We start from the raw sequence: 12,379 nt of genomic DNA, 5'->3' as shown, positions 1-12,379 counted from the left end.
GCGATGGCGGGACCGGTCAAACTGCTCAGCGTCGGCGCGTTCACCCTCGACACGATCCTGCGTCTCGAGACGCTGCCCGCGCATCAGGGCAAGTTCATCGCCAGCGACGGTGTCCAGATCGCCTCCGGCATGGCGACGAGTGCGGCCTGCGCCGCGCATCGCCTCGGCGCCGATGTGTCGCTTTGGGCGAGCGCGGGAGACGATGCGGTCGGCGACCGGCTGATCGCCGAGATCGAGGCGGAAGGCGTCGACTGCAGCCTGGTCCGCCGCGTCGCCGGCGCGCGCTCGGCGCTGGCCGCGATCCTGGTGGATGCCCATGGCGAGCGCATCATCGTGCCCTTCTATGACAGCAGGGCGCAAGCCGATCCCGACACGCTGCCGCTTGCCGAACTTTCCGCCTTCGACGCCGTGCTGGTGGACGTCCGCTGGCCGGGCGCCGCGGCACTTGCGTTGGCGGCCGCGCGGGACGCCGGCCGTCCGGCGATCCTCGACGCCGACACCGCGCCGGTCGACGTGCTCGAGCGGCTTTTGCCGTTGGCCTCGCACATCGTCGCCTCGGAGCCGGCGGCGCGGATCGTCTGCGGCCATGCGCTCGATCCGGAAAGCGCATGCGCCGATCTCGCCTCGCGCACCGACGCCTTCGTCGCGGTGACGGGCGGCGCTGCCGGAACCTGGTGGCATGATCGGGGAACCGGTCGCGTCCGGCATGTCGAGGCGCCGAAGGTCAAGGCGGTCGACACGCTCGCCGCCGGCGACGTCTTCCACGGCGCCTTCGCCGTCGGCCTTGCCGAAGCCATGCCGCCCGAGCAGGCGCTGCGCTTTGCCAGCGCCGCCGCCGCGCTTAAATGCCTGCGCTTCGGCGGCCGGCTCGGCGCTCCGGACAGAGCCGAGACAATGGCCATGATGGCGGCGCACTGGCCCCCATCGGGACAGAAGGCCTAGGGCTTGGCCCCCGGGTGCTCCACGGCCTGACGGCCGAAATCCGGCACATCGATATCCTGGCCGGCCTCGATGATCGAGCGGCGGATGGCGCGCGTGCGGGTGAACAGGTCGAACAGCTTTTCGCCGTCGCCCCAGCGGATCGCTCGCTGCAACGAGGCCAGATCCTCCGAGAAGCGCGCCAGCATTTCCAGGATCGCGTCCTTGTTGTGCAGGCACACGTCCCGCCACATGGTCGGGTCGGAAGCGGCCAGTCGGGTAAAGTCGCGAAAACCGGAAGCGGAGTATTTGATGACTTCCGTCTTGGTCACCGATTCCAGGTCGTCGGCGGTGCCGACGATGTTGTAGGCGATGATATGCGGCAGATGCGAGACGATGGCCAAGGTCATGTCGTGATGCTGCGGGTCCATCGTGTCGATGTTGGAGCCGCAGCGCCGCCAGAATTCGGAGAGCTTTTCCAGCGCCTCCGGATCCGTGCTCGGCAGCGGCGTGAAGATGCACCAGCGGTTGTCGAAGAGATCGGCGAAGCCGGCATCCGGCCCGGACTTTTCCGTGCCCGCCAGCGGGTGCCCGGGGATGAAATGCACACCGACGGGCACATGCGGCTGCATTTGCGCGATCACCGAAGCTTTGGTTGAGCCGACATCGGTGAGGATCGCGCCTTTCTTCAGCGCCGGCGCGATCTCGGCCGCGACCTCGCCGGACGAGCCGACCGGAACCGAGACGATGACGAGATCCGCGTCGCGCACCGCGTCTTCGGCCTCGGTCGTGTAGGAATTGCCGAGACCCAGTTCCTCGGCGCGCTTGAGCGTCGATTGGCTGCGCGTCGCGATAGCGATGTGGCGCGCCAGGCCTTCGCGGCGGATGACGCGGGCGAGCGACGAACCGATCAGGCCGATGCCGACCAGCGCTATTCTTCCGAACATCGGTGCTGTCATGGTGCTTCAGCTTTTCAGAAATGTCTTGAGCGCCTCGACGACGCCGCGATTGGCCTCCTCGATGCCGATGCTCATGCGCAGCGCGTTGGGAAAGCCGTAGCCGGTGACGCGCCGCAGGATGTAGCCGCGCGCGCTGAGATAGTCGTCCGCGGCCGCTGCCGAATGCTTTTTGTTGTCGGGGAAGTGGATCAGCACGAAATTGCCGACGCTGGGCGTCACGCGCAGCCCGAGCCCGGTCAGTTCCTCGCTGACCCAGGCAAGCCACTTCTCGTTATGCGCCACGCTACGCTCGACATGGGCACGGTCGCGGATGGCCGCGATGCCGGCCTCGATCGCGGTCGCATTGACGTTGAAGGGCCCGCGCACCCGGTTGATGGCATCGACGATATGCGCCGGTCCGTACATCCAGCCGATGCGTGCGCCGCCGAGGCCGAGCTTGGAGAAGGTGCGGGTCATGACCACGTTCTTCGAGCTCCCGGCCAGCTCGATGCCGGCTTCATAGTCGTTGCGCCGCACATATTCGGCATAGGCCGCGTCGAGCACCAGGAGCACGCTCTTGGGCAGTCCGGCATGCAGCCGGCGCACCTCCTGGAACGGCACGTAAGTGCCGGTCGGATTGTTGGGGTTGGCGAGGAACACGATCCGCGTCGCCGGCGTCACCGCGGCGAGGATTGCGTCGATGTCGGCGCGCTCGTCCGTCTCCTTGACCGCCACCGGCTTGGCGCCGGCGGCTTGGATATAGATCTTGTAAACCATGAAGGCGTGTTCGGTGAACACGGCCTCGTCTCCCGGCGCGAGATAGGTCTGCGCCAGCAGCCCCAGGATCTCGTCGGAGCCATTGGAGCAGACGATGTTTGCCGGATTGAGGCCGTGCACATCGGCGATCGCCTCGCGCAGCCGGCGGGCGGAGCCGTCGGGATAAACGTCCAGTTTGGCAGCCACCTCCCGGGCGGCCTCGATCGCCTTCGGCGAGGGCCCGAGCGGATTCTCATTGGACGACAGCTTGTAGACCTTCGTCACGCCGGCCGGCGCGGTACTTTTTCCCGGCACATAGGCCTCGATGTCCATGATGCCCGCGCGGGGCGTCGGACGTGGCTGATCCTGCTTCATGTCACAAATCCGTCGAGAGGCCCTGGTTCGAGGCCGCAGCGGAAATACAGGCCGTGGCCCCGAATGTCGAGGGCCGGCGCGCTCGCGCGTAGGCAGACCGTTGACGAAGCGCGGCGCTGGCCCTAGAAGAACAGCCGGATCTCCCGTGGTGATTTGGCCGGTCGGCTTGCAGCCACGTTAAACAATTCGCTAAAGGGCCGTTTGCAACCTGTAACCGGCTTTGCGAAGGCAGGCCGGTTTTTTGTTGTCCGTTGCCGGCCGGACGCCGTATCGCGAGATCGATGCGACTGGATGGGGAATGCAATGGCCGCTCAGCGCGCTCCAAGGACCAACCACGAGGCCGACCAACCGTCGAGCCCGGTGTTGCAGTTCGGTCCCGACAAACCGCTAAAGCTCGATGCGGGCACCGTGCTGTCGCCGTTCCAGGTCGCTTACCAGACCTACGGCGCCCTCAACGACGCCCGCTCCAACGCCATCCTCGTCTGCCACGCGCTGACCGGCGACCAGCATGTCGCCAGCACCAATCCCGTGACCGGCAAGCCGGGCTGGTGGGAGGTGCTGATCGGCCCCGGCAGGATCATCGACACCAGCCGCTTTTTTGTCATTTGCGCCAACGTCATCGGCGGCTGCCTCGGCTCCACCGGCCCGGCCTCGACCGATCCGGCGACAGGCAGGCCCTATGGGCTCGACCTGCCGATCATCACCATCCGCGACATGGTGCGGGCGCAGCTGATGCTGGTCGATCATTTCGGCATCGAGAAGCTGTTCTGCGTGCTCGGCGGCTCGATGGGCGGCATGCAGGTGCTGCAATGGGCCGCAAGCTACCCGGAACGCGTCTTCTCCGCGTTGCCGATCGCCACCGGCGCCCGCCATTCCTCGCAGAACATCGCCTTCCACGAGGTCGGGCGGCAGGCCGTCATGGCCGATCCGGACTGGCACGGCGGCAAATATCTCGATTTCGGCAGGCGGCCGGAAAAGGGCCTCGCCGTGGCGCGCATGGCCGCGCACATCACTTACCTCTCGGAAGCAGCGCTGCACCGCAAGTTCGGCCGCAACCTGCAGGATCGCGAGGCGCTGACCTTCGGCTTCGACGCCGATTTCCAGATCGAAAGCTATCTGCGCCATCAGGGCATGACCTTCGTCGACCGTTTCGACGCCAACTCCTACCTCTATCTGACCCGCGCTATGGACTATTTCGACCTCGCCGCCGACCACGGCGGACGGCTGGCCGATGCCTTCGCCGGCACCAAGACACGCTTCTGCCTGGTATCGTTCACAAGCGACTGGCTGTTTCCGACCGAGGAAAGCCGCTCGATCGTGCATGCGTTGAACGCCGCCGGCGCGTCCGTCTCCTTCGTCGAGATCGAGACCGACCGCGGCCACGACGCTTTCCTGCTCGACGAACCGGAATTGTTCGCGGCCATCAACGGCTTCATAGCCTCGGCGGCGCGCGCAAGGGGGCTCAGCCTATGAGCGGCGCGCGATCTCTGTGTCTTGGCCGCACTTCTGAGGCGCCGAGATTCCCATTGGCCGCAAATGCTCAAAGGCCGGAGGTGTGCCCATGAGCGTCAATCGCGCCCAGCGCGTCGACCTCGAAGTCGTCCCCGATCTCATCCCGCCGCATTCGCGCGTGCTCGATGTCGGCTCCGGCGATGGCGTGCTTCTGGAGGTTCTGCAGGCGACCAAGCAGGTTGATGGCCGCGGCCTGGAGCTGTCACAGCGCGGCGTCAACGAATGCGTGGCGCGCGGCCTTTCCGTCGTCCAGGGCGATGCCGACAAGGACCTCGAATTCTACCCCGACAAAGGTTTTGATTTCGTCGTCCTGTCGCAAACGCTGCAGGCGACCCGCAACCCGAAACTTGTGCTCGACGAGCTGCTTCGGATCGGCAACCGCGCGATCGTCTCCTTCCCCAATTTCGGCCATTGGCGCGTGCGCTTCTCGCTGCTGATCAAGGGCAGGATGCCGGTAACCAAGGACCTGCCCTATTCCTGGTACGACACGCCGAACATCCACTTCTGCACCATTCGCGACTTCGTCAATCTGTGCGAAGAGCTCGGCGCGACGGTCGAGAAGGCGACCGCGCTCGACGCCAACGGCCAGAAGATCGGCCTGTCGATGCCCTGGTGGTTCTGGAACTTCTTCGGCCAGCAGGCAGTGTTCTTGCTGAAACGATGATCTCGCTCGATCTCTTTCGACGCCGGCCGGCCGTGGTTCAAATCCCGTCGGAAATTCTGTCGGAGATAAGCACTGGGATTCTTGTGTGCACTTCGCCGCGTACCGGCAGCAATCATCTTGCAGGACTGATGGCTTCCGCCGGGCTGGGCAATCCACTGGAGTGGTTTGGCGGGCGCCGGCTGCTCGAACAGCCAGGCTATCCGCGCGATGCCAGAGGGCAGCTTCTGAGGGCGCTGACGGAAGGACGGTCCTCTTGCGGAATCTACGCGATCAAGCTTTTTGCGAGTCAATTCGCTCAAGTTGCCAAGAAGGTGAACCTCCCCGCCAGTCTTCCCAACCTTCACTATGTGCGCCTGACGCGCAGCGATCTGCTGGGTCAGGCGATCTCATGGGCGCGTGCGCGCCAAACCCGCAGATTCCGCTCTACCGAGGTCAGTCGCGCAGCCCCACGCTATGACGGCGAGGCTATCGCCGAATCGCTTGAAAAGATTCTGATGGAAAATCTGGCCTGGGATGGGTGGTTCGCGAAAAACGGGCTGTCCTTCCTTGCGCTAACTTACGAGCAGGTCCAGCAAGACCCGAGAGGAAGCCTCGAGAAAATTGCCCAGTTGGCCGGGGTCGAGCCTGTCTGGAGAATGAATGTCGGGTCAGGTCTCGAAATCCAGCGCGACGCGACCAATGACGAATGGAGAAAACGTTTCCTGTCTGAATATGCCGACCCGTCGAGCTTCCCGCACAGAAAAAAGCGCGGGTTCCTGAAGATCTAGAAAGAATCATGCGATTGAAGCGCAAACTTGCAAATAGAATGGCACCGAGAATCGTTTGACGGCATACCCCGCAGGGCTATAGCGACTGTACCGGCAAAACTGGTGGTGATTATCTATGGCTGAACACCCGATCTATTCGATCGTCATGGAGATGGAGAACGCCAAATCCATCGACTGGAACGAGATCGGCCTGGGGCTGAAGTCACTGGCGCGCGAAATCGCGGCTGTTTCCGCTAAGGGTTTTGCAAGGCCAAAAGTTGTCGTGTCGCATGGCGGGCCCGATTCGGACGGCAGCTTGCTGCAAGCGAGCATTGAAGCTGAAGCGCCTGAATTGATGCAGGTTGCCGACCTGACAATCACAGCTTGCCCCGACGGTCGGTATTACGAACTCAAGAACAACGGCGTGCTTTTGACCGAAGGAGACATCGTCGTTTTCCTGGATTCGGACACGGTCCCTCAGCCAGGTTGGCTTTCAAATCTGCTGCAGCCGTTTCAACAGCCGCAAACCCTCTGCGTGAACGGCCATACCTATCTGTCCTATGACGACTTCTTCTCGAGAACCTTCGCCTTGATCTGGTTCTTCCCGATGGCCCGCGGAGATGAAAGATTCGCCTCGAAGCGGGCGATCAATGCCAACAATGTCGCCTTTCGGCGCCATTGGATCGTCAGCCACCCTTTCCCGGCACATAACGGCTTCAAGGTGTCTTGCACGTTGCTGATGCACCAGCTTCGGCGCGAGGGCCACAAGATCGTCAACGTTGATGCGCGCGTCTACCACTACTCTCCGCGCGGCTGGCGGTTCTTCTATTGGCGCGCGTTGGTGACCGGCAGGGACGCCGACCGCAAGTTCGTCGCGCTTCATGCCCCCAGTCGCAGCCAGCGGATCGTCAAGTCGTTCAGTCGCTGGTGGACCATGTCGTGGCGCACGACGCGACGCGTGCTCAGCCACGCGCCGCAAACGGGTATGCCTCTTTGGCAGATTCCGTTTTCACTGGTGGTAGGCCTGGCCTTTTATACCCTGGCATTTCTTGGTCATTTCAGCCTCGCTGCCGGTCTCGTAAGCGACGAAATCGAAACCGTGCCTGACTATGTCGGGCATAGTTGAAGGATAAAGCGCCGCGAATCGCCGCGAAGTGTTGCTTTCGAACCGCATGACTTTGAGGAAACACGCTCTGAACTTGACCCCGACGCGACGCCTCAGGTGACATAGGCGGCTCTTTTCTGTAGCGTTTGCCGAATCCATCCGGGGGCGGACATGGAGGCAGGTGGTGCGAGTATCTTACGGTCATCGTTTATCTGCCCATAACGAAAGTTAGATGCCGACTGCCTCCGACCCAGCTCCGCTGATCACCGTGATCACGCCGACGCACAACCGGCGAAGCCAGGTCGTGCGCGCGGTGGAAAGTGTTCTTGCCCAGACACTTACCCGCTTCGAGCACATTGTTGTCGACGACGGTTCGACCGACGGAACGGCCTTGGCGCTGGCCGAGATTCGCGATCCCAGACTGATCTATGTCGGCGCGAAATGGCGCGGCGCCAATGCCGCGCGCAACGCGGGCATCGAGCGCGCGCGGGCGCCGATCGTGACCTTTCTTGATTCGGACGATGTCTATCTGCCGGACCGTCTCGACCGGACGCTGTCGCACTTCGACAGGAACCCCTCGCTCGAAGTGCTGATCAGTTCCTTCATCTCGGTCAAGGGCGGCCGCAGCACCAAATGCATCAATCGTCAGGCCTTGCTCGACAAGAGCAGGCTGCAGCGCGCCCTGGTCTCGCAGACGATCTTCATCGCTGGCTCGGCGATCACCGCCCGGCACGAATCGCTGCTTGCGATCGGCGGCTTTGACAGCGATATCACGCGCATGCAGGACCGCGAATTGCTGCTGCGTTTTGCCAACCGCAGCGGCGCCTTGCTGTCGGATGATATCGACTGGAAGAAATACAATTCGGAAAATTCGATCTCCGGCCGGCGCGACGGCTATGTCGAGGCCTACGCCAACCTGATCGGCAAACATCCTTATATTGCCGACCGCTATCCCGACGTGCCGCCCTATATGATCGCGCGGCAGATCATCGCCGACATATTGAAGGGGAGGCTGCCACAGGCCTTTTCGGGCTATCTCGCCAATCGGTCGTCAAAGGCGCTCGGCTACTCGCCGACCGAACTGCTGCGCGGCTATGTCGTCGGCCGGCGCTGGCGCCGCGATTGCTATGACGAGTTCCGCGCCAAATACGGCGCCAGAGCGGCCTGAGGCACAGCGCGGCGCTCTGGCCGAAACAGTGCAAATTGGGACCTCACCGATCCAGCTCCGGAAAATACGGATCGGAAAACCGCTGCCGCAGCCGTTCGCCAAGCAGGCAGTCGGTCGGCGCCTCCGCGTCGACGCGGATGCTTCCGGCGTCGCCGATCCCGCTCACCTCCTGGATCAGCTTGCGGCGGATAGCCGTCGAGAATTCCGACGCCGCATAGATCGGCAACACGAACGAACCGGGGCCGCCGGTGACGCAATCGGCATAGTAGCGGTCGAGACGAATGAAGCTCGGCGACGGACTGATCAGGATCGGCAGGCCGTTGACCACGATGCCCTTGGCCAAAGCCGCATCACGGATCATCGCGACGGGCAGCCCGGCATTGTTGGGCCCGTCCCCCGATATGTCGATGACCCGGCGCGGCGCCGAGTAGCTGTTTTTCTCCAAAAGTCCGGCGCCGAATCCGAGAGCGCCTGAAATCGACGTGCCGCGAAAGCTCCGGAATGGACGACCCGCGATGGTGTCGGCGAAGGCGTTGGCGCTGTCCGCGCCGTCGATCACTTGCCAGCCGATCACGCCGTCGTCGCGCACGACGCCCGCCCATTCGAAATAGGCGAGCGCGATGCGGCCCCTCGGGCCCGAGCGCACGGCGCTGATGAAGTCGGGATGGCGCAGCGCCTCGACATAGCCGGCGCGCTGCAGGGCGAACTCTTCTTCGTCCATCGATTGCGAGATGTCGACGGCCAGCACGAGTTCGACATCGACGGCAGTGCCGCCGATTGCAGGCATTGGCGCTGCCTCGGCGCAGGCAAGGCACGCAAGCAGGCTGAACAGCTTGACCACGGCAGGTTCCACCACGCCGGGATTGTTCCCGGCGATCGCGGCGAAATAAAGCTATTTCTTGGCGCGCGCGGCAACAGGCGGGGGTTCGATCGCCCCGGCGCGGAGACGGGCCGGCTTCAGCGCCGATCCGCTGCTGTCCTTGACGATGGTGAGCGCGCGCGGGAAGAACTGGTTGTTGTGCAGACCGCGCCCGATATTGAGGATAGCGGCGTGCGGCAGTCTGGCCTGCAGCATCGCCAGCACGCGCCGAAGCGTGGCTCCGTCGAACGTATCCAGCGCTTCGTCGATGATCACCCATTTCGGCTTCCTCAGCGCCAGCCGGGCGAAGGCGAGCAGCCGCTGCTCGTCGTCGGCCAGCTCATGCTCCCAGCGCGCCGAGCGGTCGAGCTGGAACGAGAGGCGCTCGAGGCCGACTTCACCGAGCACGGCGGAAATCTCGTCGTCGTCGATCTTGGTGCCTTCGGCATGGTTGAGCACGTCGCGCAGCGTGCCGAGCGGGAAATAGGGGGTGCGCGGCACGAAGAACGGTGTCTCTCCGGCCGGCATGCCAATGCGGCCGCCGCCCCATGGCCAGAGGCCGGCGATCGCGCGGAAGAACAGCGTCTTGCCGGCGCGCGGATCGCCGGTGATCATGACGCGCTCGCCGGCCTTTATCTCGACCTCCGTCTCCGCAAGCCTGGTGCAGCCGTTGGGCGAGGCGACTTCGAGCTTGTCGAAAGTCAGCGTGCCATTTGCGTTTTCGCCGAACGCGATGCGATTTTGTTTGGCATGCAGGATGTCCGTTTCACCGAGCGCAATGCGAAAGTCGGCAACGCGCATCAGCGTTGCCCGCCAATCGGCGATGGCGCCGATGTTGTTGATGAACCAGCGCAGCGAGGAATTCACCTGGTTGAAGGCGCCGACCGCCATCATCAAACCGCCGAAGCTGATGTCGCCCGCGAAATAGACCGGTGCGGCGACCAGAATCGGCGCCACCACGGTGATCCAGCCATAGGCGTCGGTAACCCAGGACAGGTTGATCTGGGCGCTGTAGATGCGCCGCATGGCGTCGAGCACGCCGCCGAGGTCGAGCTCGAGCTGCCGCCTGGCGTCCGCCTCGCCATGGGCGAGCGCGATGGCGTCGACATTCTCGTTGACGCGGACCACGGAGGAGCGCAGCACGGCCTCGCGCGTGTAGCGATCGCTGTTGAAGCGGATCAGCGGCCGGCCTACCAGCCAGCTCAGCCAGGAGGCGATGCCGGCATAAAGGATCGCCGCCCAGACCATGTAGCCCGGTATTTCCAGCGAATGGCCGCCGACATGGAAGACGAAGCCGGAAGAGAGCTCCCACAGCACGCCGATGAAGGATACAAGCAGGATGAAGGATTGCAGCAGGCCGACGCCGAGATCCGTCGACAGGTCGGAGAGATGCCCCGCATCCTGCTGCATGCGCTGATCGGGATTGACGCCGATCGCGCCCGCATGGGTGAGCCGGAACGCACGCGCCGGCCGCATCCATTCATCGATCAGGTCGAGCGTCAGCGCCTCGCGCAACTTCAGCCGGATCGTCTGGTTGAGCCAGGTCTGGCCGACATTGAGCACCAGGAGGCTGCCGGCAATTGCGGCAAATACCATCAGCTGATGCAGGAAGCCCGGCAGGTCGCGCCGCGCCAGGGCATCGTAGAAAGGCTGGTTCCAGCGATTGAGCAGCACTTGCCCGATCGAGGTCGCGACGATGACGCCGACAATGCCGATCGAGGCCCACAGGAGCCGCCTGCGCACTGGGGATACCTTCAGCGCCAGCCTGATCGCCGCCAGCTGGTCTGAGAGGCGGCTCGTCTCGACTGAGAACGCGGCCTGTTCGATACTGGGCGTGTGGTCCATATGCGAGATCCCTGCTGCCAGGAACGGTCATTGGCGGCGATGCCGCACCCCGAACCCGCCTCTGAGATAGGGTGACGATTGCCGTATGACGCAAGGCTTGGCCCCGATCACGAACGCGTCATCCGCCTGCCTGCGGCACCGGGTCGTCGCCCCGACGACCGAGCGTCGTTGCGCCCTGCGGCGAGAACACCGGCACGAAGACGCGGCGCGACGCGCGCTGCGCGACAGGCACGCCCTGGTAGAGCCGCTTCTGCGCCTCGACGACGATGACCCCGGAAAAGATCGGCCAGAGCCGCCGGCCGGCTCGCTCCAGCACGTTGTGGAACTGCATCATGGAGCGCCGCGGCGATGGCGGGAAGAACAGCGCGTCCGACCATGCGGCCGGCGTGAAATTGGCCTCGCGTAGCAATTCGGTGAGCTGGCCGCGCGAGAACGGCCGGCCGTTGCCGAAGGGCGTGTGCTCGAAACGCGCCCAGACGCCGCGCCGGTTGGGCACGACGATGACGACCCTGCCCGCCGGCGACAGCACGCGCCAGATCTCGTTCAGCGTCTCGCGCGGATTTTCGACATGTTCGAGCGAGTGGACGAGCAGCATGCGGTCGATGCAGGAATCGACCAGCGGCAGCTCCTCGTCGAAGACCAGCGCCGTCGCCGTCGGCCCCGTCGCCGGCCAGACCACCGCCCCTTGCGTCGCCGGCATGAAGGCAAAGACGCGCTCGGCATCGGCGCCGAACCGCTCCAGCCACGGCAGCGTGTAGCCGAGGCCGACCAGGCGCTCGTTCGGAACGGGCGCCCATATCGACGACAGCGACATGGTGATCGCGCGCTCGGCGAGGCGCCCGAGCGTGGTCGAATAGAAGGACCGGAGATCGACGATATCGGAATGCATGCGCCGGACGGTAGCCGCGATATCCGGCGAGTTCAACAAAGGCGGATGACATCGACAGCCGGGCGCCCTATGTCTGCGGCCATAAACGGAGAGCGACGAGATGCCGGTCGAAATCGAACAGTTCATGTGCCGCACCGACAATTTCGGCGTTCTGGTGCATGACCCCAGGAGCGGGCAGACGGCGATCATCGATGCCCCGGAAGAAGCGCCGATCCTCGCCGCGATCAAGCGCACCGGCTGGTCCCCGACGATGATCCTGACCACGCATCATCATGGCGACCATGTCGAGGCCAACCTGGCCCTGAAGGAGCGCTTCAAGCTCACCATCGTCGGACCGGAAGCGGAACAGGCGAAGATCCCCGGCATCGACGAGACGGTCAGCCAGGGTTCCGTCATCCGCCTCGGCGAAGAAGAGATCGAGGTCATCGAGACGCCCGGCCATACCGCCGGCCATGTCTCTTACCATTTGCCGGCCTCGAAGGTGGCCTTCACCGCCGACACGCTGTTTGCGCTGGGCTGCGGCCGGCTCTTCGAATGCAAGCCGCCGATTATGCACGAATCGCTGAAGAAGCTTGCCGCCCTTCCGGCCGAGACCGTCATCTAT

General features: G+C 64.1%; 12 protein-coding genes and 1 riboswitch. Of the genes, 7 read left to right on the top strand and 5 right to left on the bottom strand.

Features of this window, described 5'->3' with window-relative positions; translation table 11 throughout:
• Nucleotides 1–3 precede the first annotated feature (3 nt).
• Nucleotides 4–942, top strand: a complete 939-nt coding sequence (locus EOA32_RS07075; protein ID WP_128371301.1) for a sugar kinase — start codon at nt 4–6, stop codon at nt 940–942.
• Here the strand turns inward: EOA32_RS07075 and EOA32_RS07070 are convergent.
• Together EOA32_RS07070 and hisC are read right to left on the bottom strand one after the other, a co-directional pair.
• Nucleotides 939–1,877: a prephenate/arogenate dehydrogenase family protein gene (locus EOA32_RS07070; RefSeq protein WP_189406969.1), complete on the bottom strand. Its 939-nt coding sequence runs from the start codon at nt 1,875–1,877 to the stop codon at nt 939–941. The two genes, EOA32_RS07075 and EOA32_RS07070, sit on opposite strands and share 4 nt — an antisense overlap.
• Nucleotides 1,878–1,883: 6 nt before the next feature.
• Nucleotides 1,884–2,987, bottom strand: a complete 1,104-nt coding sequence (hisC, locus tag EOA32_RS07065; RefSeq protein ID WP_128371299.1) for a histidinol-phosphate transaminase — start codon at nt 2,985–2,987, stop codon at nt 1,884–1,886.
• Nucleotides 2,988–3,122: 135 nt separating this feature from the next.
• A riboswitch (SAM riboswitch) is annotated at nt 3,123–3,200 on the top strand.
• A 90-nt stretch (nt 3,201–3,290) separates the two neighbouring features.
• On the opposite strand from hisC, the gene EOA32_RS07060 reads away from it, so the two are divergent.
• The 5 genes from EOA32_RS07060 (at nt 3,291) to EOA32_RS07040 (ending at nt 8,182) form a co-directional block, all read left to right on the top strand.
• On the top strand, nt 3,291–4,460 hold the full coding sequence (locus EOA32_RS07060) for a homoserine O-acetyltransferase (RefSeq protein ID WP_095782441.1): 1,170 nt from the start codon (nt 3,291–3,293) through the stop codon (nt 4,458–4,460).
• Between the two features lie 88 nt (nt 4,461–4,548).
• Nucleotides 4,549–5,163, top strand: coding sequence for a methionine biosynthesis protein MetW (gene metW, locus EOA32_RS07055; RefSeq protein WP_128371298.1), 615 nt, complete (start codon nt 4,549–4,551; stop codon nt 5,161–5,163).
• Nucleotides 5,112–5,930, top strand: a complete 819-nt coding sequence (locus EOA32_RS07050) for a Stf0 family sulfotransferase (protein ID WP_156752576.1) — start codon at nt 5,112–5,114, stop codon at nt 5,928–5,930. Before metW ends, EOA32_RS07050 begins: the two co-directional genes overlap by 52 nt.
• A 115-nt stretch (nt 5,931–6,045) precedes the next feature.
• Complete coding sequence (locus EOA32_RS07045) at nt 6,046–7,035, top strand: glycosyltransferase (protein ID WP_128371297.1); 990 nt, start codon at nt 6,046–6,048, stop codon at nt 7,033–7,035.
• Nucleotides 7,036–7,246: 211 nt separating this feature from the next.
• Entirely contained in the window at nt 7,247–8,182 is a 936-nt protein-coding gene (locus tag EOA32_RS07040; RefSeq protein WP_095782444.1) for a glycosyltransferase family A protein, read from the top strand.
• A gap of 43 nt (nt 8,183–8,225) precedes the next feature.
• Here the strand turns inward: EOA32_RS07040 and EOA32_RS07035 are convergent, their stop codons facing one another.
• The 3 genes from EOA32_RS07035 to EOA32_RS07025 form a co-directional block, all read right to left on the bottom strand.
• Nucleotides 8,226–9,023, bottom strand: coding sequence for a DUF1194 domain-containing protein (locus tag EOA32_RS07035; protein WP_245499188.1), 798 nt, complete (start codon nt 9,021–9,023; stop codon nt 8,226–8,228).
• 51 nt (nt 9,024–9,074) lie between these two features.
• On the bottom strand, nt 9,075–10,886 hold the full coding sequence (locus EOA32_RS07030; protein ID WP_128371296.1) for an ABC transporter ATP-binding protein/permease: 1,812 nt from the start codon (nt 10,884–10,886) through the stop codon (nt 9,075–9,077).
• Between the two features lie 118 nt (nt 10,887–11,004).
• Nucleotides 11,005–11,775 carry a methyltransferase domain-containing protein gene (locus tag EOA32_RS07025; RefSeq protein ID WP_095779335.1) on the bottom strand — a complete coding sequence of 257 codons (771 nt, stop codon included), beginning with the start codon at nt 11,773–11,775 and terminating at the stop codon, nt 11,005–11,007.
• Nucleotides 11,776–11,875: 100 nt separating this feature from the next.
• Between EOA32_RS07025 and EOA32_RS07020 the strand changes: the two genes are divergently transcribed.
• On the top strand, nt 11,876–12,379 hold a 504-nt coding region (locus EOA32_RS07020), incomplete at its 3' end, for an MBL fold metallo-hydrolase (RefSeq protein WP_128371295.1).

Origin of the sequence: Mesorhizobium sp. M1A.F.Ca.ET.072.01.1.1 (genome assembly GCF_004023325.1) — a bacterium.
Classification (GTDB): domain Bacteria; phylum Pseudomonadota; class Alphaproteobacteria; order Rhizobiales; family Rhizobiaceae; genus Mesorhizobium.
This window is presented reverse-complemented; position numbering and strand designations above follow the sequence as displayed.